The 25772-nt window shown below is 61.4% G+C and carries 27 protein-coding genes; 11 read left to right on the top strand and 16 right to left on the bottom strand.

The annotated features are described in order from the left end of the window. Positions 1-55: 55 nt before the first annotated feature. The 3 genes from pip to BXY39_RS15120 form a co-directional block, all read right to left on the bottom strand. Positions 56-1021 carry a prolyl aminopeptidase gene (gene pip, locus BXY39_RS15130; RefSeq protein WP_121939731.1) on the bottom strand — a complete coding sequence of 322 codons (966 nt, stop codon included), beginning with the start codon at positions 1019-1021 and terminating at the stop codon, positions 56-58. 170 nt (positions 1022-1191) lie between these two features. Then, on the bottom strand, positions 1192-1998 hold the full coding sequence (locus tag BXY39_RS15125) for an NTP transferase domain-containing protein (RefSeq protein WP_170163874.1): 807 nt from the start codon (positions 1996-1998) through the stop codon (positions 1192-1194). 122 nt (positions 1999-2120) lie between these two features. Next, positions 2121-3536, bottom strand: coding sequence for an MmgE/PrpD family protein (locus tag BXY39_RS15120; protein ID WP_121939729.1), 1416 nt, complete (start codon positions 3534-3536; stop codon positions 2121-2123). Positions 3537-3800: 264 nt separating this feature from the next. On the opposite strand from BXY39_RS15120, the gene BXY39_RS15115 reads away from it, so the two are divergent. From BXY39_RS15115 to BXY39_RS15100, 4 genes are all read left to right on the top strand, one after another. After that, positions 3801-4952, top strand: a complete 1152-nt coding sequence (locus tag BXY39_RS15115; RefSeq protein ID WP_170163873.1) for an MlaE family lipid ABC transporter permease subunit — start codon at positions 3801-3803, stop codon at positions 4950-4952. A gap of 59 nt (positions 4953-5011) precedes the next feature. Further along, positions 5012-5794: an ABC transporter ATP-binding protein gene (locus tag BXY39_RS15110; RefSeq protein ID WP_121939727.1), complete on the top strand. Its 783-nt coding sequence runs from the start codon at positions 5012-5014 to the stop codon at positions 5792-5794. Positions 5795-5863: 69 nt separating this feature from the next. Then, entirely contained in the window at positions 5864-6832 is a 969-nt protein-coding gene (locus tag BXY39_RS15105; RefSeq protein WP_121939726.1) for an MlaD family protein, read from the top strand. Then, positions 6832-7509, top strand: a complete 678-nt coding sequence (locus BXY39_RS15100; protein WP_121939725.1) for an ABC-type transport auxiliary lipoprotein family protein — start codon at positions 6832-6834, stop codon at positions 7507-7509. The genes BXY39_RS15105 and BXY39_RS15100 overlap by 1 nt, the downstream gene beginning before the upstream one ends. On the opposite strand, the gene BXY39_RS15095 is transcribed toward BXY39_RS15100, so the two are convergent. The 3 genes from BXY39_RS15095 to BXY39_RS19195 form a co-directional block, all read right to left on the bottom strand. Next, positions 7506-8717 (bottom strand): MFS transporter, encoded by a 1212-nt coding sequence (locus BXY39_RS15095; RefSeq protein ID WP_121939724.1) that lies wholly within the window; start codon positions 8715-8717, stop codon positions 7506-7508. The genes BXY39_RS15100 and BXY39_RS15095 overlap by 4 nt on opposite strands. Before the next feature lie 89 nt (positions 8718-8806). Continuing rightward, positions 8807-9403 carry a polyhydroxyalkanoate synthesis repressor PhaR gene (phaR, locus tag BXY39_RS15090; RefSeq protein ID WP_121939723.1) on the bottom strand — a complete coding sequence of 199 codons (597 nt, stop codon included), beginning with the start codon at positions 9401-9403 and terminating at the stop codon, positions 8807-8809. Further along, on the bottom strand, positions 9361-9747 hold the full coding sequence (locus tag BXY39_RS19195; RefSeq protein WP_147453603.1) for a hypothetical protein: 387 nt from the start codon (positions 9745-9747) through the stop codon (positions 9361-9363). The genes phaR and BXY39_RS19195 overlap by 43 nt, the downstream gene beginning before the upstream one ends. An 86-nt stretch (positions 9748-9833) precedes the next feature. On the opposite strand from BXY39_RS19195, the gene BXY39_RS15080 reads away from it, so the two are divergent. Further along, positions 9834-11186, top strand: a complete 1353-nt coding sequence (locus BXY39_RS15080; RefSeq protein WP_211332280.1) for an alpha/beta fold hydrolase — start codon at positions 9834-9836, stop codon at positions 11184-11186. Then, positions 11186-11896, top strand: a complete 711-nt coding sequence (locus tag BXY39_RS15075; RefSeq protein WP_121939721.1) for a class I SAM-dependent methyltransferase — start codon at positions 11186-11188, stop codon at positions 11894-11896. Before BXY39_RS15080 ends, BXY39_RS15075 begins: the two co-directional genes overlap by 1 nt. A gap of 62 nt (positions 11897-11958) precedes the next feature. On the opposite strand, the gene metW is transcribed toward BXY39_RS15075, so the two are convergent. Beyond that, entirely contained in the window at positions 11959-12537 is a 579-nt protein-coding gene (gene metW, locus BXY39_RS15070) for a methionine biosynthesis protein MetW (protein WP_245999287.1), read from the bottom strand. A gap of 74 nt (positions 12538-12611) precedes the next feature. Continuing rightward, the gene (metX, locus tag BXY39_RS15065) at positions 12612-13763 is read right to left on the bottom strand and encodes a homoserine O-acetyltransferase MetX (RefSeq protein WP_121939928.1); all 1152 of its coding nucleotides are present in this window, start codon (positions 13761-13763) and stop codon (positions 12612-12614) included. Between the two features lie 234 nt (positions 13764-13997). Between metX and hisC the strand changes: the two genes are divergently transcribed. After that, positions 13998-15149, top strand: coding sequence for a histidinol-phosphate transaminase (gene hisC, locus BXY39_RS15060; protein WP_121939719.1), 1152 nt, complete (start codon positions 13998-14000; stop codon positions 15147-15149). Beyond that, positions 15149-16084: a prephenate/arogenate dehydrogenase family protein gene (locus BXY39_RS15055; protein ID WP_245999284.1), complete on the top strand. Its 936-nt coding sequence runs from the start codon at positions 15149-15151 to the stop codon at positions 16082-16084. The genes hisC and BXY39_RS15055 overlap by 1 nt, the downstream gene beginning before the upstream one ends. 49 nt (positions 16085-16133) lie before the next feature. Here BXY39_RS15055 and BXY39_RS15050 read toward each other — a convergent pair whose 3' ends face one another. The 4 genes from BXY39_RS15050 to ftsE are packed head-to-tail and all read right to left on the bottom strand — an operon-like array spanning position 16134 to position 19340. Then, positions 16134-17090 (bottom strand): DUF2125 domain-containing protein, encoded by a 957-nt coding sequence (locus BXY39_RS15050; protein WP_121939718.1) that lies wholly within the window; start codon positions 17088-17090, stop codon positions 16134-16136. A 34-nt stretch (positions 17091-17124) separates the two neighbouring features. Beyond that, positions 17125-17682, bottom strand: coding sequence for a YdcF family protein (locus tag BXY39_RS15045; protein ID WP_211332279.1), 558 nt, complete (start codon positions 17680-17682; stop codon positions 17125-17127). A gap of 11 nt (positions 17683-17693) precedes the next feature. Continuing rightward, a complete protein-coding gene (locus BXY39_RS15040) occupies positions 17694-18581 on the bottom strand; it encodes a cell division protein FtsX (protein ID WP_121939717.1) in 888 nt (295 codons plus the stop codon). Between the two features lie 6 nt (positions 18582-18587). Beyond that, positions 18588-19340: a cell division ATP-binding protein FtsE gene (gene ftsE, locus BXY39_RS15035; protein WP_121939716.1), complete on the bottom strand. Its 753-nt coding sequence runs from the start codon at positions 19338-19340 to the stop codon at positions 18588-18590. A gap of 222 nt (positions 19341-19562) precedes the next feature. Here ftsE and BXY39_RS19555 point away from each other — a divergent pair, with 222 nt between their 5' ends. Both BXY39_RS19555 and BXY39_RS15020 read left to right on the top strand, forming a co-directional pair. Further along, on the top strand, positions 19563-20762 hold the full coding sequence (locus BXY39_RS19555; RefSeq protein ID WP_211332278.1) for a zinc-ribbon domain-containing protein: 1200 nt from the start codon (positions 19563-19565) through the stop codon (positions 20760-20762). 37 nt (positions 20763-20799) lie between these two features. Beyond that, positions 20800-21354, top strand: a complete 555-nt coding sequence (locus BXY39_RS15020; protein WP_121939715.1) for a phosphoribosyltransferase — start codon at positions 20800-20802, stop codon at positions 21352-21354. Positions 21355-21414: 60 nt separating this feature from the next. Here the strand turns inward: BXY39_RS15020 and lysA are convergent, their stop codons facing one another. Genes lysA through argH form a run of 3 tightly spaced genes read right to left on the bottom strand, consistent with a single transcriptional unit; the run spans position 21415 to position 24272 of the window. Then, the gene (lysA, locus tag BXY39_RS15015) at positions 21415-22683 is read right to left on the bottom strand and encodes a diaminopimelate decarboxylase (RefSeq protein ID WP_121939714.1); all 1269 of its coding nucleotides are present in this window, start codon (positions 22681-22683) and stop codon (positions 21415-21417) included. A gap of 24 nt (positions 22684-22707) precedes the next feature. Further along, the gene (gene lptM, locus BXY39_RS19950; RefSeq protein WP_281270021.1) at positions 22708-22842 is read right to left on the bottom strand and encodes an LPS translocon maturation chaperone LptM; all 135 of its coding nucleotides are present in this window, start codon (positions 22840-22842) and stop codon (positions 22708-22710) included. Next, a complete protein-coding gene (argH, locus tag BXY39_RS15010; protein WP_121939924.1) occupies positions 22839-24272 on the bottom strand; it encodes an argininosuccinate lyase in 1434 nt (477 codons plus the stop codon). The genes lptM and argH overlap by 4 nt, the downstream gene beginning before the upstream one ends. A 124-nt stretch (positions 24273-24396) precedes the next feature. Here argH and BXY39_RS15005 point away from each other — a divergent pair, with 124 nt between their 5' ends. Then, on the top strand, positions 24397-24987 hold the full coding sequence (locus BXY39_RS15005; protein WP_121939713.1) for a TlpA disulfide reductase family protein: 591 nt from the start codon (positions 24397-24399) through the stop codon (positions 24985-24987). 50 nt (positions 24988-25037) lie between these two features. Here the strand turns inward: BXY39_RS15005 and BXY39_RS15000 are convergent, their stop codons facing one another. Beyond that, positions 25038-25736: a glutathione S-transferase family protein gene (locus BXY39_RS15000; protein ID WP_121939712.1), complete on the bottom strand. Its 699-nt coding sequence runs from the start codon at positions 25734-25736 to the stop codon at positions 25038-25040. Positions 25737-25772: the final 36 nt, after the last annotated feature.

Genomic DNA, 25772 nt, shown 5'->3' with positions numbered 1-25772 from the left:
GAATTTTGGGCCCTGGTTCCGGCGCGGATTTGATATGGTAGCGGCGAACGTTTTTCTATAAGGTATCGGTCGCGCATATCAGCTCATGCTGAATGGCGGATTCAAAAGCTGAGTGGCCGGCAACGGGCACGATTTTCAGATTGGCCCACGGCATGGCCTTTGCCAATGCGACAGCTGAGCGCGGGGGGCAGATCGCGTCATAGCGCCCCTGGATGATATGGGTTTCGATGTTTTTGAGCCTGCCGGCATCGCGCAGCAGCTGACCGTCGGCGTCCAGAAACCCTTTGTGTTTGAAATAATGTGCTTCGATACGGGCGAAGGCGAGGGCGAACATAGGGTCCAGAGAGTGGCTGCGCTGGCTTTCGTCAGGCACGAGGGTAACGGTGCTGCCTTCCCAGAGGCTCCACTCACGGGCGAAATGAAGCCGCTGTGCGGCATGGCGGTCTTCGGTCAGGCGACGGTAGTAGGCGCCCACCAGATCATGATGTTCATCGGCGGGAATCTGGGATTTGAAACGTTCCCATGCCTCGGGAAAAATGGCGCTGGTGCCGTTTCGGTAGAACCAGTCCAGTTCTTCCTGCCGCATCAGGAAAATACCGCGCAGGATAAGGGCGCTGACAGTATCGGGATAGGTCTGTGCATAAATCAGGGCCAGCGTGCTGCCCCAGCTGCCGCCAAACAGCGCCCAGCGATCAATACCGAGGGTCCGCCGGATCGTTTCCATATCCTCGACAAGGTGCCAGGTCGTGTTGGCCTCCAGGCCGGCGCTGGGATGGCTTTTGCCGCACCCGCGCTGATCGAACAGGATGATGCGGAATTTTTCCGGATTGAAAAAGCGGCGCTGGACCGGATTGGTGCCGCCCCCCGGCCCTCCATGAATAAACAGGATCGGTATGCCAGCCGGGTTGCCGGACTGTTCCACATAGATTTCGTGTCCCTGACCGACGGACAGCATGTCTGTCTGATAGGCCTCGATCGACGGATAGAGTGTCCGTAACTGAGTCGTGGCGTCGGCGCGCACGGCGTATTCCTCCTAGAACACAGGGACGGTCTTCTTGTTTGCCGGAGTTTTCCATCTGGCAGTTGGCGGCGATAGAGCCGCCCAAGCTGGATGTTTCCGGATCGGCAGAGCTTAAGACGTGGCCGGAGGAGGTGCAAGAACAGCTGTATCCCGGCGGGCAGGCGATTGTGTTATGCGCCGCGGCGCGCTTTCAGAATGCGTTCCGTCAAGGCGACATCGCCGGGGTTGTCCACGTCAATAGGCGCATCTGCAAACGGCATGCGGATGACGCTCAGCTTCAGTTTCCAGCGTTTTGAAAGCCGGTTGGCAAGCTGATCTATGGTCGAAAGTCTGAACTTGTACAGAATCATGAAGAACAGTCCAAAAGCCTTGAGGATACGTTCCGGTTTCTTGCCGAACTGTCCTCCCCCCTCGAACACCTTGGCGGTTTTGATGGCTTTCTGGGTTGTCAGTGCATAAAGATTGCAGCTGGACCAGCCGCCGTCTTTCAGATCGTGAAAAGCGCGCTTGCCTTCGGGATATGCATCCAGAATGACATCCGCCGGTGTCATGGCGACGGCGACATCGGGTTTGATGCGCGTAGTTTCGCGGCAGAAATGATCGATCATTTCGGTGGTGTGCAGTGCATTGTCCCCGGTGGTGATCATGAGCGGCCACGGCGTATCGATCATCTCTATGGCCTTGACGACCGATAGGTACAGATTCTCCGCGCTCGGTACGAAAAAAAGCGTGCCGTCATCCAGCATGGCTTTCAGTTTCGGGACCTGTTCGATGAAATCGCGGTTTTCAATGGAAATGAAAATGCGGTTGATGGCCTTGCTGTTTTTCAGTTCGGTCACCACACGTTCCAGCATGATGGTGCCGTCAAGCGTGACCAGGCATTTATGACTGACCCCCTGAAGCTGGGCAACCTGATCGCCAGGACCGCGCCGGCTTGCGGCAAGGATAAGCGCGGTGGCTTGCGGCTGATCTGTCATGATGTTTCCCATCCCTGCCCTATGGGCTTTACGATATCGCGGACGGGGTGCGCTTCCTGACTTAAGAACGGTTTGCCATTACAAGCGAACGGCTCTTCCGCCGGCACGGCCGACGGAAGGCGCTATGATGCAAGATAACGGGTCAGACCCCGAACCGGCCCGTTCTGCTCCAAGGCGCACAAAGCGTCTCTAACCGCACTTGCGCGTCTCTTGTCAAGCCGGCTTTGTACACACCCTTCAAACTTCTCCCAGAGTTGACCGCGGTTCAGGGGAAGGGCGCTGCTGCCCACCGGCATATGAATATTGGTTGACACTGTGCGGCCATCGCGAAGATGGACATGAACTTCCGTGTCGAATTCGGATTCCAGTTTTTCCACATAGTCTTTTTTGACAAGCGGTATCAGGTCCGATGCGTCCTGCCGTGCGATGTTGTCCGGCAGAAAGGCATCCAGCCCGACTGTGCCGTCCCGCAGGCCGACAGCAAGATTGTATTCCAGGCTGAATTTGGCCTGCATGGGATCCACGGGGCGTTCATACATCAGATTACGCAGATGGGCCGCCGGTGCCCGGACACGTATTTCCGTGACATCGTCTGCCGTAAACCCGTGGGTCGCCCGCAATGACAGCAGGCCGTCCAGGGCCCGGTGTACACTGCCGCAATTGGGAAAACGCTTTACTTTCAGGCCATACTCCAGAATGTGCAGCGGCTTGCCTATATCCCTGGTTTTGAAGGACATCGTCTGTCCGTGTTCACTGCGTCCCCGCATTGCCGCCCGCAATGCCTCCAGGTCCGGACCGACCATCAGCGTGCCCATGCCGGTCTTGCCGTGCAGGGTGTCGGCACCGGCGGTCATGCCGGCTTCGGCGAAGAGGGCGGCACGCACCCCACCCTCGGCGGCAAGGCCGGCATGGAGCGGTTTGGTCATGGTGCCAAACTGGCTCATGAAGCCGCCCGCCATGCTGGTCGCCAGCGAGATGGCATGCGCTGCCCGCTGCCCGTCCAGACCGAGCAGCCGTGCGCACCCGGCGGCGCAGCCCACAGTGCCCACCGTGGCTGTCGCATGCCAGCCGCGTTCCCGGTGAAACGGATTTAGGCCCTGTCCGATGCGCCCCATGATCTGTAGGCCGACAATATAGGCGTCCAGCAACGCCCGCCCCGTCATGTCCCGGTCTTCGGCCAGAGCTATAAGTGCCGGTGCGAGGACCGCTGTTGCATGCGCCTTCGCCGGGTCGAAATTATCGTCGAAGTCAAGCGCATGCGCTGCCGTCCCATTGACAAGTGCCGCATGGGGTGGAGACAGCGGCGTGTCATGTCCAACCACGGTGACGCCGCCACTTCCCCACCGTTCGACGGCGGACAGAACCGTTTGCACCGCCGGTTCATCGGCCCCCGGAATCATGACCGCCACGATGTCGATAAAGGCGTCAAGGGCCCGTGACCATGCCTGATCCGGCCAGTCCGGGAGCGTTTCCGCCACCCACCGGGCGAAGGCAAGCAGGGGATTTTCGTCTGTCGACGATGGCAGTGTATCAGGCATGGCGTCTGTGAGTATCCGTGTGTTGCTTCCGAGGAACCGGCGTCGTGCGCAGCATAATCCGGCTGGAACACTTTACCGTGTTGAGTCACCCAAGGGGTCCGATTAAGGCTTGGACTGTCCGCCTGCAAAGTTGGATAAAGATGTCATAGTATAATGGCTACAGCGCGCAAACGGCAATTCATATGCCGCCATGCGCGCGTGACAGCCGGCCTTTGGCGGTGCGGCGATATTGTTCCGGGCACGGGCTCCGGTCTTGAGGCATGCATGGACGATCAGCACATCGACGGAAGGTCCGACGCAATATACCAGGTTGACCGCAGCGGCAGCCGGCCGGCCCTGGTTTTGATCGGGGATTGGACGATCGACAGGGCGGCATCCATTGACCGCATGATGCAGCGGGCCCTGCCGGTTTTGCGCAGCGGGGCAGTGATCGACTGTTCCCGTGTCGACCGCCTGGATACGACGGGTGCGGTGCTGATCCGCCGTTACAGCGAAAGCATCAAATCCGACAGTGTCATCATGTTGACAAACATACAGCCGTATCACCGCCGCCTTCTGGAGGTGATCACGGCCTGTCCGCCGCCGACGCAAACGGCTCCCGATGATTTGATCTGGTACCAGAAGCCGCTTGCCGATGTGGGTGAAGCCACGGAGCATTTTTTTGTCAGCGCGGGCAATATTCTCAGTTTTATCGGTATGATTCTCAGCCGGGTTATCAGCCTGTTGTGGCATCCCGGCCGCCTCAGGATGATGCCACTGATTCATCAGATGGATGTGGTTGGGCTGCGTGCCCTCGGTATTGTCGGGCTGATCAATTTTATCATCGGTGCGGTGGTGGTAAATCAGGGTGCCGTCCAGCTGGCCCGTTTCGGTGCGGATATCTTTGTCATCGATATGTTGTCCGTGACTCATTTCCGGGAACTGGGGGCCCTGATGACGGCGATCATCGTGTCCGGCCGTTCCGGCAGCGCCTTTACCGCGCAAATCGGATCCATGCGCCTGCATGAAGAGGTGGATGCCATGCACACGATGGGCATGAACCCGACCGATGTTCTGGTGCTGCCGCGTCTTCTGGCTCTTGTGTTGGTGATGCCGCTTCTGGCTTTTTATGCCGATGTGGTCGGTATGGTCGGCGGTATGCTGACCGCCTGGGTGCAGCTGAATATCTCTCCCGGGAATTTTGTGCTCTATTTCCGTGATATCGTCGATATCGATATCCATTTTCTCGTAGGCATCATCAAGGCACCTTTCTTTGCCTTCGTGATCGCCGTCAGCGGCTGTTATCACGGACTGTCCGTGGCCAACAGCGCGGATTCCGTCGGTATGCACACCACCAAATCGGTTGTTCAATCGATTTTCATGGTCATCCTGCTGGATTCTCTGTTCGCTGTCTTCTTTACGGCGATCGGATGGTAACGAAACCGACGCATCGGCATCATAAATAACAATGACCGGGTGAATGGAAACGGGGCGGAATGGACGGTAACGCAATTACGGACAGTGTCATCCGGGTACGGGGATTGATGACAGCCTTCGGCACGCAGGTGGTGCATGACGGGCTTGACCTTGATGTCAGGCGCGGTGAAATCCTGGGTGTGGTCGGAGGGTCCGGTACCGGAAAATCCGTTCTTTTGAAGGCGATTACAGGCCTGGTGCATCCTGTGGCGGGGACCATTGAAATCGACGGCGTCGACCAGTCCGATGCCGATTCAGGCGCTGCGATGCGTAGCAAACGCGACTGGGGGGTATTGTTCCAGGACGGGGCCTTGTTTACCTCGCTGACCGTGGGGCAGAATATCCAGGTTCCGATGCGCGAACATTTTCATCTGAGCCAGAATCTGATGGATGACCTGGCTCTCAGCAAGATTGCCATGGTGGGATTGCCCCTTGATGCCGCGTCCAAGTTTCCGTCCGATCTTTCGGGGGGCATGCGTAAAAGGGCGGCGCTGGCGCGGTCTCTTGCCCTTGACCCCCATATTCTTTTCCTTGATGAGCCGACGGCAGGGCTTGACCCCATCGGTGCCCACGCTTTCGATCAGTTGATCGCCGAGCTGAAGGACTCCCTTGACCTGACTGTATTTCTTGTTACCCACGATCTGGATACGCTGGTCGGTGTCTGCGACCGGATTGCCGTTCTGGGGAACAAGCGTATCCTGATCAATGCACCGCTTGAGGATGTGGCCCGATTTGACCACCCCTGGGTGCAGGATTATTTCAATGGTCCGCGCGGTCGCGCGGCCGGTAGTGCGCGTGCGTGAGTGAAATACAGGCCGGATTTTGCCTGAGACGGCCTGTAAATCGGACCTTAATAGAGTGGGACTGAATATATGGAAAGCCGCGCCTCACACATACTTGTCGGCGGGTTTGTACTGATCCTTCTGGCGGCGGCCGTTGCCTTTACCATCTGGCTGGCCAAGGTGGATCTGGATGCCGAGTACAATGATTACGACATCTATTTCCATGGGTCGGTTTCCGGGCTCTACAATCGCAGCGTGGTCTATTATCTGGGTATTCCGGTGGGCGAAGTCATGGATATCGGCCTGTCCCCCATTGATCCGGCCAGGATCCATGTCTGGGTCCGGCTGCGTTCCGATGTGCCGATCAATGAAGGGACCCGCGCCACACTGGCCTATCAGGGGTTTACAGGCGTTGCCTTCATCGAACTGATCGGCGGCGAGCTTGGCAATCCCCCGATCGAGCCGCACCCCGGCGCACCGAGGCCGGAAATCCCTTCCGAGGCCAGCCCTTTCCAGGAGATTTTCCAAAGTGCGCCCGATCTGGTCAACCAGGCCATTCTGGCGGTGGTGCAGGTGCAAAAACTGTTCAGCGACGACAATATCGCCGCCTTGCGCGCGGTGGTCGACAACAGCGCCCGTCTGACGGGGAATCTGGCCGATGGAACCGAGGATATGGATCTGTTGATGGCCGATCTCAGAGCGACATTGTCCCAGGTCAGGGATACGGCTGAGTCCTTCCGCCTGCTGGCGGACAGCGGCACGGAACTGCTGGACGGCGACGGTCAGCAAATGGTTGCCGAGGCGGTCGAGGCTCTGCGTTCCGCCAATTCCATGCTGTCGCGGATCGACGGCCTTGTCGCCGCCAATGAACAGGCGGTGACACAATTTCTGTCGGGCAGCCTGCCGGAAGTGTCGCGCATGATCATTGACCTGCGGATCACATCCCGCGCCCTGGCGAGGCTTGTCAGCCGTATCGAGCAAAATCCGGCCGAAGTGCTCTTCGGGCCGAACAAGCGGACATATGATCTTGAGAACCGTAGCCTGGAGGAAGAGAATTGATGACGTTTGCCTCGCGCATATATGGGTGGTGCACAGGGCTTCCGAAGAATTCCGGCCGTGTCGTTCATCCGCTCGCGGCCGTGCTTGCGGTTCCTTTCCTGCTGGCGGCATGCGGCCCCTTGATTTCCTTTGGCAGCGATAACGCGCAAACCGTTTACAGCCTGCAGTATGACGGACTGGGTGTGGCCCCGCCGGGGGCACCGGTTGTTTATGTGGACGACCCGTTGACGGCCGACGGCCTTGGTGGCCGTGAAGTGGCCGTCCGGCTCGGCACATATGAACGTGCGACGCTGGACGGGGTTTTGTGGTCCTCCAGTGCGACGGACCTTATCAGGGATTATCTGGTCCAGTCCCTGGCCGATGACGCGCAGGTGCAGACGCTGGGTCAGGGCGGACTGGATGTGGCCGCGGGGTGCCGCCTTGGTCTCAAAATCTGGCAGATGCATTTCGTTCCGGGTGAAACGGCGGATGCGGACGAGGTGGTCATGTCCATAGACGCCATTCTCGTCAATATCACGACAAGCGAACTGGCGGGGCGCCGCATGTTCAATGTGGAAAGCCCTGTCCCCGACGGGTCCGGCGAACGGGTCATGATCGCGTTCAATGTTTCCATGTCATTGATTGCCAAGCAGATGAGCCGCTGGCTGGCGGAACGCCGGGATATCTGCGGCGGCTAGGACCGGTTTTCAGGTGTGTCGCGCCGCCATTCGGCAAAGGCCCAGCCGCCGGCGATCACCGCGGTTGCAGCCACGATCACAAAAGGCAGGCCAGGGGCCGACGTGCTGAAAACGGCGCCGGCGCTTAAAGGGCCGACGATACGGCCCAGTGCCGACAAACCTTGCGACATGCCAAGTGCGACCCCTTGATTGTGGCGGTCGGTTCTAAGCGACACCAGACTGTTCAGGGCGGGGAAAGCCACTGTCAGACCGCCCATCACCAAGGGAAAGCCCAGAATTGCGACAAGCGGTGTGCTGGGGCCGAACATGATCAGCCCGCAGCCGGCAATGCTGACAATGGAGCCGAGAGAGATGGTGCGTACTTCGCCCAGATGGCGGAATAACGGTCCGACGGCCAGTGTTTGTACCGCTGCAACGCACAGGCCTATGGCCATCAGGAGCACACCAACCTGACTGCCGGTCCAGCCAAAGGTGCTTTCGGCCCAGAAAGGGGTGATGGAAAAACTGATGCTTTGTCCGATGGCCGTGACGACGAACATCAGAAACAGCAGGAAACGCCAGGGTGATTTGAACAGCAGGTCACGCCGCGACAGACTGCCGGGCGCCGGTTCGCTGCTGTCTCCGGTGTCTTCCTGTCCGCGGGAAGCAGCGGATGCGACATGGCCCGGGCTTGTTTCCGGTACAAAAAAGAAGGTCAGAAGCATCGCGGTGAAGGCCAGTCCGGCGGCGACAAGGCCGGGCAACAATATACTGACCGTACCATCGCCGGTGCCAAGCCACCCGCCAAGGCCGGGACCAACGGCAAATCCCAGACCGAAAACGCCGCCGATCCACCCCATGGCGCGTCCGCGGTTTTCAGCATCCGTCATGTCCGCCATCGCGGCCATGACAACACCGATGTTGCCTGCCATGGCCCCTGACATGGCACGGGCGAAAAAGAGCATTGCGAGACTGTCGGAAAACGCCAGGGTCAGATAAGACAGCGTTCCACCGGCAAAGGTCAGGGCGAGTGCGGGCCGACGACCGATTTTATCCGACAGGCGACCCCAGAAAGGCCCCGACAGGAACGTCATCAGCGAGTAGATGGAGATCAGAGCCGTCCCTGAGAGAGCGTCGCCGCCATAGGCCATTGTCAGGAAAGGCAGGATAGGGACGATCAATCCGAATCCGACAAGGTCGATAAAAACAGCGAACAGAATAACCGGCATGCGACGTTCCAAAAAATGTCGCGCCGGCACATCAACAAGGGACTATTGGCAGGCATTAGGCGCGTTTGGTCGTGACCTTACACCGGCCCCTACTTGTTCGACAAGGTGCTCACTTTGCTTTGAAGGTCTGCAATTTCTGCTTTTAGTTGTTCAACTTCACGTTCTTTTTCAGCAAGTGCGTTTTTGCTGTGCGTAACACCATCATCCACATCGGTGCGTGCACCGCCTGGGGGCGTGAAGAGCTGCATTGTCTGTTCCATGAGCGCCATGTTCTGGCGTGTCATTTCCTCAAAGACAGGCATGAACGCCTTTGCCCCCTGACCGGACATGAAGGCGTCGCGGACCTGTTCCTGATTTTTGGTGAGCGCAGCCATGGCGCTTTCCAGATAGTTCGGAACCATCCCTTGCAGACCATCCCCGTAAAGGCTGATCAGCTGCCTCAGGAAAGGCAGCGGCAACATGGTTTTGTCCTTTGATTCCTTTTCAAAGATAATCTGCGCCAGAACGCTGCGGGTAATGTCCTCGCCGGTCTTGGCGTCGCGTACGACAAATTCCTCGTCACGCTTGATCATGTCCGCGAGATGGTCGAGGGTGACGTAACTGGACGTATCCGTGTTGTAGAGGCGGCGGTTGGCATATTTCTTCACGATAATGGGTTCGCCGGGCTGACGTTTTGTGCGTGCCATGAAATACCTCCCTGCCGCGAAGTGGATTGCTGCGCAGCAAAATTGCAGGCCAGATTGGAGAAACGGGTTTTATAATCACATTTTAAGCCGAGAGTTGATATCTCGGCAAGAGTGATTAATGCGGTGCTCAAAAAACGTTTTTTGCGCAATAATTCCGCAGCAAAATATCCTGTCTGAACCAGGAAGATGAAACCAATGGTCAAGAGGCAAGAAACCGGCACCGTGACAGATGCCGTAACAGATAACGGAGCCCGAACGTCTGACACCGCGTCCGCGGATGTGTGTGGCGATCTGGCGGATGCCTTCCTTGACCTGTGGCAGGACCAGATGCGTTTGAGTGCCATGACAGCCTTGTCCATGGTGTCTTTTCGCCCCTGCCACGGCAAACGCGGTGATGATGCCGGTGCATCTGATAAGGAGGGAAGCGGTCATGGCTGAGACAGGGCATTCTGATGCCTCCTCAGGCCCGGCGCGGCAGAAAGTTCCGGCGGTTCCGACAGTTCTGGGACCGAGGCCCCTTCCCCTGCATATGGCGAACAGCTTTGCCACCTGGGCCACCGCGCCTGCGGCGGCGCAAGGATTTTTAAGAGGCCGTCTTGACTTCACCGGGGCTTTCACAGAACGGGCCACGGTCATGCGGCAGAGTGTCGATGCCGTCGACGACGATGATTTCCTGGCCCGTATCCGGGCCGGTGCAGCAGCGCGACAGAAGGCGCTGTTACAGGGGATCAAACTGTTTCTAAACCACCCTTATGAGCGTACGGATACGCCGTGGCGGGCGTTCCACAAACAAGGGGCCGTGACGATCCGCGATTATGGCGTCGGCAAGGACGGCCCCGTATACCCGGCGCGGCCGGTGTTGCTGGTGCCCAGTCTCGTGAACCCTTCACACATACTGGACCTGATGCCCCGCCGCAGTTTGGTCGCCCATTTGAAGGCACGCGGTTTCCACCCCTTTGTCATCGACTGGGGCACGCCGGACGCGGAGGAAAAGCGCTTCGGTCTGGACGATTATATCTGCCGGAGATTGGCGCCGGCCATCGCCAGGGTGGCGGCCCATTCCGGCCGCCCGGTGCCGGTTGTCGGATATTGCATGGGGGGAACGCTTTCACTGGCGGCAAGCCTGCATGACGCCGCCCGGCACCATGTATCGCGACTGGCGCTGTTGGCCGCGCCCTGGGATTTCGCAGCGGCGGATGGCGCTGAGGGCGAGAACGGGACCGACAGGGGCGGCGGCGGGCTGGGCAGTCTGCTCAGCACCTGTGCATTGCCGGCCATTCGGGCCTTGCCGGAAGGGGCGCCGGTGCCGGTTGATTTGTTGCAGGTGTTTTTCGCGCTTCTTGATCCCATGCAGAATGATGTGAAGTTCCGCCGTTTCGCCGAGATGGATATGGAAAGTGAAAAGGCGGCGTTTTTCGTGACCCTGGAGCGCTGGGTCAATGGTGGCCCTCCGCTTGCCCGCAGGGTTGCGGAAGACTGCCTTGCGGGCTGGTACGGGGACAATCTGCCGGCACGGGGCAAGTGGACCGTTGCCGACAGGCCGGTTCGGCCGGAAGACCTGGCGTGTCCCTTATGGCTGGCGGTGCCCTTGCGGGACCGCCTTGTGCCGCCGGGCAGCGCGCTTGCACTGGCCGGCAGGGTGGCGGGTGCGCACATCCACCGGCCCGGTGCGGGTCATGTGGGTATGATGGTCGGCTCCAGTGCGGAAGAGGCGCTTTGGCAGCCCTTGTGCACCTGGCTGCACGCCGGCGACCCGTCCCATGACACAAAGCCGGAAAACTGATGCGTCCGGATGTTTTGCAGCTTTACCGGTTTTACGAAAGTCCGCTTGGGCAGGTGACCGCGCACCTTCTTGGTCAGCAGATGCGGCGTTTCTGGCCCGATGTGTCCGGACAGCATCTTGTCGGTATCGGATATGCGTTGCCTTATCTGGATACCCTGATGGACGTCGGGGCGGATGCCTACGCCCTGATGCCCGCCGGACAGGGCGTCATACACTGGCCGTCCACCGCGGGGTCCCGGTCAGCCCTTATTGAAAATCATCATTTGCCGATTGCTGATTCGACCGTGGACCGGGTGTTGCTTGCGCATGAAATCGAGCATGCCAACCGGCCCGCGCATCTGTTGCGGGAGGTGTGGCGTATTCTGGCGCCCGGAGGCGAGGTGATCGTCCTGGTGCCCAACAGGCGGCGGATATGGTCGGCGCTGGAGTCCACGCCCTTCGGTTTTGGCCAACCCTATTCGCGTGGACAATTATACAGGCTGATGAATGATCACATGTTGCCGCCGGACCGCTGGGCAACCGCACTGATGCTGCCGCCCATGGGGCGTCTGGGCCTGCCCCGGCTTGTCGCCTGGGCTGAAAAGCCCATGCGTGTCCTGTCCAGAAGCATGGGCGGGGCGTTGCTTGTGCGGGCACGCAAGCAGGTATATGGCGCCTTGCCGGTCGGCGGCTTGCGTCGGCCGGTGCCGGCCATGGCCGTTCCGTCCTGAGGGGCGGGGCTGTCCGTCCACCCTTTCAGGCGATGCGGGCGGATACCGGCACGTATCGTCTGTCAGGTCTGCTTTTCCAGGCGGAAGAGCGCCTGCTCGGCAAACAGGTTCGATAATCCGGGGCCAAGAGACAACGGCCTGTCCTTGCGACCCTGGGGCAGGAAAGCGGTCACATCGGCGCCTTCGAGGCGGGCCAGGTCGAACAGATCAAGGATGGTACAGAAATGGATGTTCTCCGTTTCGAACCAGCTTTGATCCAAAGCCCGGGTGACCGGCATGCGCCCACCGAACAGAAGGCGCAGCCGTACCGGCAGGTAGCCGAAATTCGGGATGGTAACGACGGCCTGCCGTCCAATGCGCAACAGGTGCGCCAGGACATCACGCGGCCGGTGGACAGCCTGCAGCGTCCGGGACAGGACAACCGTATCGAACGTCCCGTCGCTATAGTCGCCGAGGTCGCTGTCGGCATCTCCCTGCACGACAAACAGCCCTTTACCGACACAGGCATTCACGCCGTCCTGATCCAGTTCCATGCCGCGTCCGTCCACATCCTTTTCCCGCACCAGATAGTCCAGAAGGGCGCCGTCTCCGCATCCCACATCCAGAACGCGGCTACCGGGTGTGATGAGGTCGGCGATCATCTGTAGATCCGGCCGCAGGGAAGCCGGCTGTATTTCCGCAGTCGTACCATTCGCGGATGCAATGGGACCCTGTGTCATAAGCGCAGCCCCCGGGCCTTGGCCGCCGCAGTCATGAACCCCTTGAGCATGCTGTCCATGCCCGGCACGTCCAGCAGAAAGGCATCATGCCCGTGATCGGACTGAATTTCGGCAAAGCTGACGGGGACGCCCGCCGCGTTCAGCGCGTGCACGATGGCTTTGTTTTCCGAGGTCGGATACAGCCAGTCGCTGGAAAAGGACATGACGCAGCAGCGCACATGCGCCGCCCGGCGAAAGGCGTCGGCAAGGCGGCCGCCATGCTCGTCCGCGACGTCCAGATAATCCATGGCACGGGTGATATAGAGATAGGAATTTGCATCAAACCGCTCGACGAAACGCGAGCCCTGATGGCGGAGATAGCTTTCCACCTGGAAATCCGCATCAAAACCGAATGTCGGCGCATCGCGGGACTGCAGGTTGCGCCCGAATTTGCGCGTCAGCGCGTCTTCGGAGAGATAGGTGATATGGGCTGTCATCCGGGCAACCGACAACCCCTTGAGCGGGCTGTCTCCGTCCGCATAATAGCCGCCACCCTGCCAGTTGGGATCCGCCATGATGGCCTGGCGGCCGACTTCATGGAATGCGATATTTTGTGCCGTATGACGGGCGGCAGTGGCCAGGGCCACGGCGCTGTGCAGCCTGTCGGGGTATGTGGCGAGCCATTCCAGCACCTGCATTCCCCCCATGGAGCCGCCGATAACAGCCTGTAGCCGGTCAATCCCCAGGTCATCGACCAGCCCCATCTGGACCCGCACCATATCGCGGATGGTGATAACGGGAAAATCCAGACCGAAGGCTATGCCGGTCGCGGGGTTGAGACTTGAGGGGCCCGTCGTTCCCATGCAGCCGCCAAGCACATTGCTGCAGATGACGAAAAGCCTGTCCGTGTCGATCAGGCGTCCGGGCCCAATGATGCGGTCCCACCAGCCGGGTTTGCCGGTAATGGGGTGAGGCGATGCCACGAACTGGTCCCCGGTCAGGGCATGGGCAATCAGCACCGCATTGCTTTTGTCGGCATTAAGGGTGCCATATGTCTCGAAAGCGACCTGGACCGGCGACAGGGTGGCCCCGCTGTCCAGGTGCAGCGGCGTGCTCTGAAACAGCGTTGTCGTCTTCAGGGTGTCGGGCAGTGTCAGGCGGTCGGCCATCGGTATCCAGTCTTTAATATTGCGGGGTCCGGTCTTTTGATCCTGGCGCAAACCAAACCTGTCGAGGCGGACCTTGTCAATGCCCGACCCCTGGTCACGGCCTGCGACATCATCATGCGCCGCGCCGCTTGCCGCCCGGTGCCTGTACCGTTAATGTCCCGCTGATGTTCCCGGCCACGGGCATGGCTTTACGCTCAGGCCGGGGATTCGGTATATGATGGAAGGTATAGGGAAATGTCTGACAGAACCGGGGAAAACACTGGTCCGCAGCCGCACGAACACATCATGGATCTGGCCCCTTATGTGCCCGGACGGGCCAAGGTGGACGGTGTTGCGAACCCCGTCAAACTGTCCTCGAACGAAAGCGTTTTCGGACCCAGCCCCAAAGCCCTTGATGCGTATGCCCGTGCGGGCGAGAACCTGATCCGGTATCCGGATGCGGCATCCACGGATCTGCGCGCGGCAATCGGCGAGATACACGGGCTGGATCCCGACCGTATTATCTGCGGTGCCGGTTCCGACGATCTGCTGACCCTGTTGATCCATGCCTATGCCGGTCCGGGGCTTGAGGTGATCCACAGCCGGTATGGCTTCATGGTTTATCCAATTCAGTCGAAGGCGGTGGGCGCGACCGCGGTCGCGGTTCCGAACAAGGACTGGGCGGCCGATTTGGACGGTATCCTGGCGGCGGTGACGCCCAATACCAGATTGGTCTTTGTCGATAATCCCAATAATCCGACGGGTGCCTATCTGCCATGGGACGAAGTTGAGCGTTTGCATGCCGGCCTGCCCGCCCATGTCCTGCTGGTTCTGGATGCGGCCTATGCCGAATGTGTCACCGCCGACGACTACCGGGCGGGCGAAAGCCTGGTGGAAAAAGCCGACAATGTGATCATGACCCGGACTTTTTCCAAAATGTACGGGTTGGCCGGATTGCGTGTGGGGTGGGGCTATGGACCCGCCGACGTGATCGACATACTCAACCGTATCCGCATGCCGTTCAATGTGTGCCTGCCGGGCCAGCCGGCAGCCATTGCCGCGGTCAGGGATCAGGCGCATCTGGAAGCGGGCCGGGCCTTCAATGCCGAATGGCGTGACTGGCTGACGGCGTCTCTGACCGCCCTGGGGCTCGATGTGGTGCCGAGCCAGACCAATTTCGTCCTTGTCGGTTTTCCCAAGGACAAACCCTACACCGCGGAAGAGGCCAACGCCTATCTGACGCGTCATGGCTACCTGCTGCGCTGGTTGCCGGCTCAGGGATTGGGCGACCATCTGCGTCTGTCCATCGGTACGCCCGATCAGAACAGGGCGGTGGTGGACCTGATTGCCAGCTTCATGAGCGTTGAACGCAGTGGCGTTGAAGGCCTGGCGGAAAGCACGGCTTGATGCCGGACCACCAAATGCCGGACGCGCTTTACGAACGGCTCGCCATTATCGGTGCCGGACTGATCGGGTCTTCCGTGGCGCGGGCGGCCGGCAAGGCCGGTGTTGCCGGTCACATCGTTCTGGCCGATGCGGATGCATCCATTCTGGCGGATGCGGAGAGGCTTGGCCTTGCCGACAGCTACCACAGCGATCCCGCCGCCGCCGCCGACAAGGCCGACCTGGTGATCCTGGCGGTGCCGGTCGGTGCCATGGCGTCCGTTGCAGGCGATATTGCCGGGGCGCTGAAACCGGGTGTGACCGTCAGCGATGTCGGATCGGTCAAGGAAAGCGTTCTGGACAGCCTGACGCAGACCTTGCCGCCGCATGTCCATATCCTGCCGGGCCACCCCGTGGCCGGAACGGAACAGTCCGGCCCGGCCGCCGGGTTTGCCAGCCTGTTCGAGGACCGCTGGTGTATTTTGACACCCCCGCCTCAAAGCGACACGCAGGCGCTGGACAGGCTGACCCGTTTCTGGCGGGCCCTGGGCAGCCGGGTCGAGATCATGGATGCCCGTCATCACGACCTGGTCCTGGCGATCACGTCCCATGTGCCGCATCTGATTGCCTACAATATCGTCGGTACCGCCTCGGACCTGGAGGCGGTGACCCGCTCCGAGGTTATCAAGTATTCCGCCGGAGGGTTCCGCGATTTTACGCGTATCGCGGCATCCGACCCGACCATGTGGCGGGATGTTTTTCTGAACAACCGGGACGCCGTTCTGGAAATGCTTGGCCGCTTCAGCGAGGACCTCACCGCGTTGCAGCGGGCGATCCGCTGGGGGGACGGGGACGCCCTGTTCACTCTGTTCAACCGGACACGGGACATCCGGCGCGGCATCGTCGATGCGGGTCAGGATGCGGCCGTGGCTGATTTCGGCCGTCCGCACAAGGACTGATGTGTCTACCGCCCGCCGGTCGCTTGCCGGTGTGTCTGCCGTGCCTGTTTCAGTCCCTGACGACGGGAGGCAGCCGGGAGACGGGAATACCGTCCACGCTGAGAACACCCATTTGCAGCATCAGGCTGGTCTCGTTCCCCGTATCGGTGCGGATGTCTCCGTTATCCGTTACGGGCTCCAGGCCGAGACCGGCGAGGTCCCGGTTGAGACGCCCGTCCTGAACCAGCGATCCGTTGAAGGCGCCGAGCGGGCGAAATCCCTCATCCAGGCTGAGGCTGCCTTCACCGCGAAACCGGGTCCCTCCCGCCATGAGGTCCAGCGCCGTGACCGTGAACAGGCCGCCGGAGTCCCGCCACCGGCCCAGAGTTTTTTCCGTCCAGTCGCTGATACCCGTCCCCGTGACCTGTCCGGTGAAGTCGAGCAGGCCGTTTTCCGTCTTGGCGCGCAGACGAATGTCGATCAGGGGGGCTTCGAACAGGGCATCGCGGGGAATTTCCGTGCGCGGATGGGTCAGCAGGGCGAGAAAGACGTCATTGAGGCGGACGGGCCGGTCCGTCCCCGGTGCCCTGTCCAGTGACAAAGGACTGTCCGCCGCCGGTTCAAAGCGTAAATCAAGCCGGTCATCCTTGCGCAGGCGCAGGCTGCCGCGCAGGGTGACGCTTGACCATATGACGGCATCACCGGCCAGTTTGCCGCCGGCATCGTCCGCCAGGAACACCCACAGACGCGGTGTCCACAGATGGCTGATGACCTGTAGACTGCCGGCCCTGACCGACAGACCGCCGGACCGCGTGGACACGCGTGGTTTCGTCAAGGTCATTTCAAGACGGTAAGGGAAACCGCCGACATCCAGCGTGTCATAATCCACCTTGAGGCCCTGGTCGCGCCATGCGGACAGGCGCGCGGCCGTATCCTTTTCCAGCCGGAAGGCAACCGTGTACCAAAGGGCGCTGTAGCCGATGACGGCCACGGCAAGGACGATCAGCAGGGGGCGAAAAGGCAACATGGTGTCACGGAATCCTTGGCGGCTGGTTTGACGGTCAGTGGTTCAGGGCGTCGCGCAGCAGGGTGATCAGATATTTATTATATTCACGAATGAGGAAACCAAGTGGCGCTTCTGTGTCAACGGCGTGCGGCGTCACCGTGACATCCGGCATGGCCCTGCGAAACAGGATCAGGCTTCGGGGCATGTGGTAGTCGGCCGTCACCAGGATCAACGCGTCATATCCGTTTGAATGAGCCCAGGCAGCCCCTTCCCTGGCATTGCCGAGGGTGTTTTGCGCACTGCGGTCGATGTCGATGCAACAGTCGAAAAGATCGGGCGACACGCCGGCCATGCGTGTCAGGTCGGCGGTGGAGACATCCCGGTGAACACCCGAAATGAACAGACGGCGCCCGTCACCCGCCTCCAGAAGTCTGACGCCGGCCTCAAGGCGGCCGGCCCCGCCGGTCAGGACGACAATCGCCTTTGCATCCGGGGGCAGGTCTTCAGGGGGGGCCGGCAGGCCCGTGTAGAAAAGCACAAAGCCAAGGGCCCAGACCACCAGCAGATAAAGCGGCAGTTTCATGAAAAACCCGATGCCAAGCGCTTTGCCCATGGGTTCGCCGCCTACACCATCCGTGACAGGGCCCGCCTGACGGTCAGGCGGGCTGTGAACATGGCCAGGCCACCGGCAAACAGGGGCAGTATGATCAGCCACCAGACGGACGGTGCCGACGGTGCCGCCGCCGCGACCAGACCGTCGCCGATATTGTCGGCCAGACGGGACAAAAGGACGAGCACCGCCGTTGCCGCCAGCACGCCGCCGGCGCCCCCTTTCAGGCCGTGGATCAGGTAACGCCGGTCGAAGGCATAGGCGATGGTGCTGTCTTCCGCCCCCATCAGATGCATGATTTCTATACTGTCCCGGTGGGTGGCCAGTCCCGCCCGGCATCCGAAAATCACAATGGCGACGGTGGACAGCAGCACCATGGCCGCCACGCCGGCAAGCAGCATCTGCACCATGCGGGCCAGATCAAGCAGGCGGGTCACCCATTCCTTGTGATCGTCCAGTCTTGCGCCGGCAGCCGTCGCTTGAAGCCGTTCGGCGAGAGCGGCGGTGTCAACCGGTGTGCGGTTATCAAGCCGGATATCGATCAGGGCGGGTACGGTCAGGCCGCTGTCGAGGGGAACATCGCCAAGCCAGGGCGACAAAAGATCGAGAATATCGTTTTCAGGCAGGATCTCGGCACTGGCAATGCCGGGTGTGGCCCGCAGCAGTCTGAGCACCGCTTCCGTCTGCCGGTCGGCATCCGCGGCATCGGTGGCGACGATCTGGACGGTCAGGGCGCTTTCCAGACCGGCCCCCCAGGAGCGTATCCCCGATGACAGAGACAGGCCCAGCAGCAGCGCCAGGGTACAGAGAAACAGCATCACCCCGATCACCCATGGCAACAGGCCATCGCCCTGACGGTGCCGGGGCAGAAAAGGGATGGGTGTTTCCGGAAAGCCCGCCATGACGTCTCAAGACCCCTGATGCCCCGAGGACCGGTTTTGCGGCCCCTCGGTTTGTGCGTTTCTGGTGGCCGAGGCGTCAGCCATGGTGCGCGCCAGGCCCTTGGGCAGATATGTCAGGCCGCCCCGGTCAAGTTGCAGGACGGGGGCCCCGATGGTGCGCACCAGTTGTTCATCATGGCTTGCCACCACCGTTGTCGTCCCCAGCTTGTTCAGTTCGACAAACAGATGCAACAGCCTGCGTGCCATTGTGGGGTCCACGTTGCCGGTCGGTTCGTCGGCAACAAGCAGGTCGGGTTTCGCGATGACGGCGCGGGCGATGGCAATACGCTGTTTTTCACCGCCGGACAGCGTCGGCGGCCGGGCGTTCATCCGGTCCTCAAGGCCGACCCAGGTGAGCAATTCTTCCACATGTTCGGCGATCTGTTCGCGCCGGGCGCCTTGAATGCGCAAGGGCAGGGCGACATTGTCGAAGGCGCTGAGATGATCGAACAGGCGGAAATCCTGAAACACGACACCGATGCGCCGGCGCAGGCGCGGCAACTCGTCCCGGGTCAGCAAGGACAGATCCCGGCCCGAAAAATGTATCAGCCCGCGTGAGGGCCGGTGGGCCAGATAGAGCAGTTTCAACAGCGAGGTCTTGCCCGCTCCGGACGGTCCGACGAGGAAATGGAAGGAACCGTCTTCAAGGGTGAAACTGATGTCGCGCAGAACTTCCGCCCCCAGCCCGTAGCGCATGCCGACATTCTCGAAACGGATCATCTCATCTCCCTCATCAGGGGTGACAATTGCACAGGCAAACAAACAGGTAAAGCTGGCAGCGGCGCACCGGAATTCTCCGCCGGTCCCACAATCATGATTCCAAGATTGCAAGTGTGCGGCGACCTTTTCCGGCTGTTCTTGTCTTTTCGGTGCCGCCATCTATAAAGTCGGCAGGGGTGGCGGTCCAGCCATCCGGAAACCGTAACGGTCTGGGTATCGGCTATGTTTTTGACCTGTCCGTCCTGCTACACCCGTTTCAGCGTGCCTGACGGCGCTATTCCGCCGTCCGGGCGGATGGTGCGCTGCGCCAATTGCAAGGCAAGCTGGCGGGCCACGCCCGATCAGCTTGAACAAGACGAACCGCTGCCCCCGCCGCCGGCCGCGCCCCCGCCGCCGGCCGCGCCCGTGCCGGCTGCCGCGCCCGCAGCCGGGGGTATCGCGGGTCATCCCCCCATTGCCGAAAGTGCCGAAAGCCAGGCGGCGCCCATGGCAAAGCCCGACGATATGGCGCGCATCCGGGCGATGCTGGATGATGACCTGACGCCGGATGAGCCTGAAGGCGCGGACGATGCTCCCCCGTCTTTCGATGACGATCCGCTGGACGATGACCGTCCGGGCCTGGATGTATCCCGCATGTTCGCGGAAGAGGACGAGGCACCCGGTGCCGACGCCGGTGCTGACGGCAGCGACGATCTTGACGATGATGACGAGCTGTCCGACAGCGGCGCCGACACGCTTGTCGGCGGTCTGCACCGTCTGGCCGCGCAGCTGCGCGATGACGGCGATGCCACCGGTGACGCCGACGGTGACTTCGACATGGACGGTCTTGTCTCGGATGATGATGACTTTCTGGCCCGCAGGCGCGGCGAGCAGAGACGCCTGGCCGAGCGCGATGCCGCCGGCCGCAAGCGGCGCATTGTCACAGCCCTGTGGGCGCTGTTGCTGCTGTTCTGGGTCGCTGTCGGATATGTCCTGATTGCACACGGGGAGACGGTGCGGACTGTCTGGCCGGCGTCCAGCGTCCTTTATGAATCGCTAGCCGGCCTGCGGGATGTCGACCGGTACCGCGAGGGGGCCGAAACCCTGACACCCCCCCTTGCCGAGGCCCCGGAAATCGTCACCGCCGTCCTGACGCGGTCGCGTCTTGAGGTGATCGACGGTGTCGACACGCTGATTATCGAGGGCTATGTCGAAAATCGCGGCCGGGCGGCGGCCAGTGTCCCCAAGGTGCGTGTGGATGTTCTCGACGCGGCCGGTGCGTCCGTTGACAATTGGGTTTTCGATCCGCCGGGACTGGTGATCCGCCGGGGCATGCAGCTTGAATTCACGACGACACGCACGCCGGTGCCCGATGGCGCGGCCAGTGCCACGGTTGCCGTACTGGAGGGATCGCGCTCGGAAACGGAAGCCGCGCCGCGTTAAGCCGGCCCGACTGCGTGCGCCACGGGGATAAAGCAGGATGGAACATTTTTTCGAATGGGACCGGGCCGGCGATGCCCATCACGGCGTGACGGCCTTGTTCACGGCGGAGGAAATCGTCGTGCGCGTGGGGGAACTGGCCGCCACCCTCGTCGACTGGTTCGAGGAAGAGCCCGTGGCGCAAGTCATCATGAACGGCGCCTTCATGTTCGCGGCGGACCTGCTGCGGGCCATGTCATCACGGGGTCTGGTGGTGGAGATGGATTTCATCCGGCTGGAAAAGGACCGTACGGCGGGAACGGTCGATCTGATCGGGGCCTCGGACCGTCCCGTCGAGGGGCGGGAGGTGCTGATCATCGACGATATCTTCGAGACCGGGCACACCCTTGACAGGGCGCGGGAGCATTTCATGTCCCACGGTGCGGCGGCGGTCACCAGCGTTATCCTTCTGGACAAAAGCCTGGGGCGCAAGACCGTCTGCCAGCCCGATTTCACCGGTTTCAAATGCCCGGATGTGTTTGTGATCGGCTACGGCATGGATGTGGGGCACCGGTACCGCGAATTGCCCTTTATCGGCCGTATGGGGCAGGCCTGAGGCGGCCCCTTCGCACCCTTAACCTTTCATATGAGACCGGCCCGGATATCCGGGCCGTCCCTAGTCCGCCAGCCAGTCCGGTGTCCTGTCCAGGGCGAGCAGATCGTCAAGCGTTTGACGGGGCCGGATCACATGAAAGTCGGTGCCATTGACCAGAACCTCGGGCACGAGGGGACGGCTGTTGTATGTGCCGGACATGACCGCGCCGTAAGCCCCAGCGGATTTGATCGCCAGCAGCTCTCCGGGCCGGACAACGGGCATGGGCCGGGCGCGCGTGAAGGTGTCCCCGCTTTCGCAGACAGGGCCGACAATATCGACGGGAATGCGCTCCGTGCCCGATGGGTCGTTGACCGGCACGATGTCATGATAGGCTTCATACATGGCCGGCCGCGACAGGTCGTTCATGGCCGCATCGACGATGTAGAAGCGGCGTTCATCCCCGTGTTTGTCATAGAGCAGTTTTGTCAGCAGAATGCCCGCATTGCCGGCAATCAGGCGGCCGGGTTCAAGAATGATGCGGCAGTCCAGACCGCCCAGTGTCTCCCGGACCATCCTGCCGTAATCCGAGGGCAGGGGCGGCGGTGCCGAGCCGGGTTCATACGGAATGCCGAGGCCCCCGCCCAGATCGATATGGCGGATGACATGACCGTTCTGCCGGAGGGACCGCACAAGGGAGACGACCTTGGTGAAAGCGGCTTTCAAAGGGTCGAGGGCGGTCAGTTGCGAGCCGATATGCACATCGACGCCGACCGCCTCCAAATGCGGCAGGTCGCGGATGCGGTCATACAGACCGGACACCTGAGTCCAGGAAATACCGAATTTGTTCTCCGACCGGCCGGTGGAAATCTTGGCATGTGTTTTCGCATCCACATCCGGATTGACCCGCAGTGATACCGGCGCCGTCCGAGACCGCTGTCCGGCCACCGTGTTCAGCATTTCAAGCTCGGGCGCGCTTTCGACATTGAACTGGAGAATGCCGGCGTCGAGGCCGGCAGCCATTTCCTCGGGCGTTTTTCCGACCCCGGCGAAAACGATTTTGTCCGCCGGGATGCCGGCCGCGAGCGCCCGCCGCAGCTCGCCCAGACTGACCACATCGGCGCCGGTGCCCGCGCGCGCCAGGGTCTTCAGGACGGCCTGATTGCTGTTTGCCTTCACGGCGTAGCAGATCAGGGCGTCAAGGCCCTCGAAAGCGTCGCGAAACACATTGACATGACGCTCCAGCGTTGCCGTGGAATAGACATATACCGGCGTGCCGACCTGTTCGGCGATGTCGGTCAGGGGAACGTCTTCGGCGAACAAATGCCCGCCGCGATACTGAAAATGATCCATATCCGAATGTCCTGGGGGTTGCTCTTACGGCTGGCTGCGGTTTGATTCCGGCGCGGGCTGGGGCGGTTTTTCCGGCGGCAGAAGTTCCCCTTTCTTGCCGCAGGCAGTCAGGGCCGTCACGGCAAAAACAAGAAGGGCGATTTTCCATGCAGATGTCATGACATGTCCTTGCTGGATATATCTTCGCGGGCAAGATGTTCGCGGGCGGCGCCAATGGCCGCCCGGACATTGGCGGGGGCCGTGCCGCCGTAAGAGGTCCGGCTGGCGGCGGAAGCCGCCGGGCTCAGAACCGAGAAGACATCCCCGGTGATCCGGGGTTCGACGGCCTGCATGTCTTCAAGCGGCAGGGCATCGAGCGGCAGGTTCTTTTCCTCGGCGATGCGGACGACGGTTCCGGTGACATGATGCGCCTGCCGGAAGGGGAGGCCCAACTCGCGGACCAGCCAGTCCGCCAGGTCGGTGGCGGTGGAAAACCCTTGTGCCGCCGCCGCCGCCATGGCGTCCCGGTCGGGTTGCAGGTCCTCGACCATGCCGACAATGGCGGCAAGGCACAGCGTAACATCGTCCACGGCCCGGAAGACGGGGGCTTTATCTTCCTGCATATCCTTGGAATAGGCCAAGGGCAGTCCCTTCATGACGAGGGTCAGCTGATGCAGGCTGCCGGCCACGCCGCCGACCTTGGCGCGGACCAGTTCCGCCGCGTCCGGATTGCGTTTCTGCGGCATGATCGACGAGCCCGTGGAAAAACGGTCGGACAGCCGGATGAAGTGAAAGGGCGCGGACGCCCAGATCACCAGTTCCTCGGCAAAGCGCGACAGATGTGTCGCGAGAATTGTCAGACAGCCAAGGAATTCCAGCGCAAAATCGCGGGACGAGACCGCGTCGAGGGAATTCCCCATGGGCCGGTCGAAGCCCAGATCGGCGGATGTCTTGAAGCGGTCTATGGCGAAGCCGGTGCCGGCCAATGCGGCAGCGCCAAGGGGGCATTCATTCACCCGGCGCCGGCAGTCGGCCAGCCGGCCACGGTCGCGGGACAGCATTTCCACATAGGCCATCAGATGGTGCCCGAGGGTGACGGGCTGTGCCGTCTGAAGATGGGTGAAGCCCGGCATCAGGGTGTCGGCATGGTCCTCCGCCTGGGCCAGAAGCGCCAGGACAAGACCGCGAAGCTGTCCGTCGATGGCATCGGCCGCACCGCGTACCCACAGGCGGAAATCGGTGGCGACCTGATCGTTGCGGGACCGTGCGGTGTGCAGTCTTGCGCCGGCGTCACCGATCAGGTCGGTCAGCCGGGCTTCGACATGCATGTGAATATCCTCAAGCGCCGGGTCGAACCGGAACCGGCCCTCCTCAATTTCCGTTTCGATCCGGTCGAGGCCGCCGGCGATGGCGGCGGCGTCCTCGGCCGACAGGATGCCGCAATCCGCCAGCATGGCGGCATGGGCCCGCGAGCCCGCCAGGTCCTCTCGGTACAGGCGCTTGTCAATGTCTATGGATGCGTTGATGGCCTGCATGACGGCATTGGGGCCGCCGGCAAAGCGTCCGCCCCACATCTGTTGCCCGGCGGCCGGCTGGTGCGCGCGCCCCATATGTCCGGTGCTGCCTGCGGGACCGTTTTTGTCCGGATGTCCGGTCTTGCCTTCGGTCGCGGTGTCCTTATGGTGATGCTTTGCCATCCTGTTCTGATATCCAGTATTGTTGTAAGGAGCCGGCATGATGACCCGACTGTCCGTTCTTTTGTCCGTGGCCCTTGTGGTGCTGATTGCGGGCGCAGCTTATCTTCTGTTCGTGCCCCCTGCAACGCAGGAAGACGGGGCCGGTCTGCCGGCGTTTCTGACGGGCGAGATGCGGGCCCTGAAAGCGGTCAGCCCGGCCGAGGCGGCGCCGGGCCAGATTTTCATGGCGGCGGACGGCAGTCCGCTGACATTGTCCGACCGGCGGGGGACCGCCATGTTGGTGAATTTCTGGGCCAGCTGGTGCGCGCCCTGCCGCGCGGAAATGAAAGAGTTGGCCAATCTCCAGACGGCGCTTGGCGGCAGCGATTTCGAGGTCGTCGCCATCAATGTCGACCGGGGCGGTCTGGCCGAGGCGGAAGAAACGCTGGCCGAATGGGGGATCGAAGGCCTGGCCCTGTATGCGGAGCCCACCATGAAAATGGCGGCGGAGGTGGCCGAGGGGGCCCTGCCGACCAGTCTGGTCATAAACCGGAACGGCCTTGTCATCGCGCGGTATCGCGGGCCGCTTAAATGGGATGCCCCGGAAGCGATCACCCTTTTCCGCGCGTTGAAGGAAGGGCGACTTTAAAAGCCGCCGCCTTTGACGGGACCAAGCCGCCGTCACCTATGCTTTGTGAGTTAATGCAATGCCTTGATGGCGGGGCCTATGACGCCGTCTTGCGGCCCGGCGTCATATTTCGTCAGGCGGTCTTTTTCCTGTGACGCCTCATAATACCAGCGGTCGATGGTGGGATGGCTCTGCACGGCGGCGATGTAGCGCAGGCTTTCCTTGCTCATTTTAATGCCATATGTGACGAAGCGCGTCACAACGGGTGCGAACATCATGTCGGCGGCGCTGAAATCGCCAAACAGGAAGGGCCCGCCCTCGCCGAAACGGCGGCGGCATTCGGCCCAGATGGTTTCAATCCGTTCCACATCCGCCGCCACTTCCGGCGCCACCTTCAGATCATCAAAGGATTTATGCAGGTTCATGGGGGCATAGGTCCGCAGTGCCTTGAAACCGCTGTGCATTTCGGCGGCGACACTGCGGGCGGTCGCAAAGGCGTCCGGGTCCTCGGGCCACCAGTAGCGCTCCGGGCTGAGCCGGGCGCAATAGTCAATGATGGCCAGTGAGTCCCAGACCTGGAGACTGCCGTGCAACAGAACCGGGACCTGACGGGTGGGGCTGAAAGCGCCGATACGTTCCTGAAAGGTGGGCGTGTCGAGGGGCAGCATGACCTCGTCGAAATCCAGGCCGGTGTGTGCCACGGCCAGCCACCCGCGCATGGACCAGCTGCTGTAGCCTTTGTTGCCGATGACAATGGTCAGGTCTGCCATATTCCCCTCCCCTTGCAGAGTAATGCCGGAACAGCC

The sequence above is a fragment of the Eilatimonas milleporae genome, assembly GCF_003688555.1.
GTDB classification, from domain to species: Bacteria; Pseudomonadota; Alphaproteobacteria; order Sphingomonadales; family Kordiimonadaceae; genus Eilatimonas; species Eilatimonas milleporae.
Note: the sequence above shows the minus strand (reverse complement) of the source record. Positions and strands in the feature narration are given on the sequence as shown.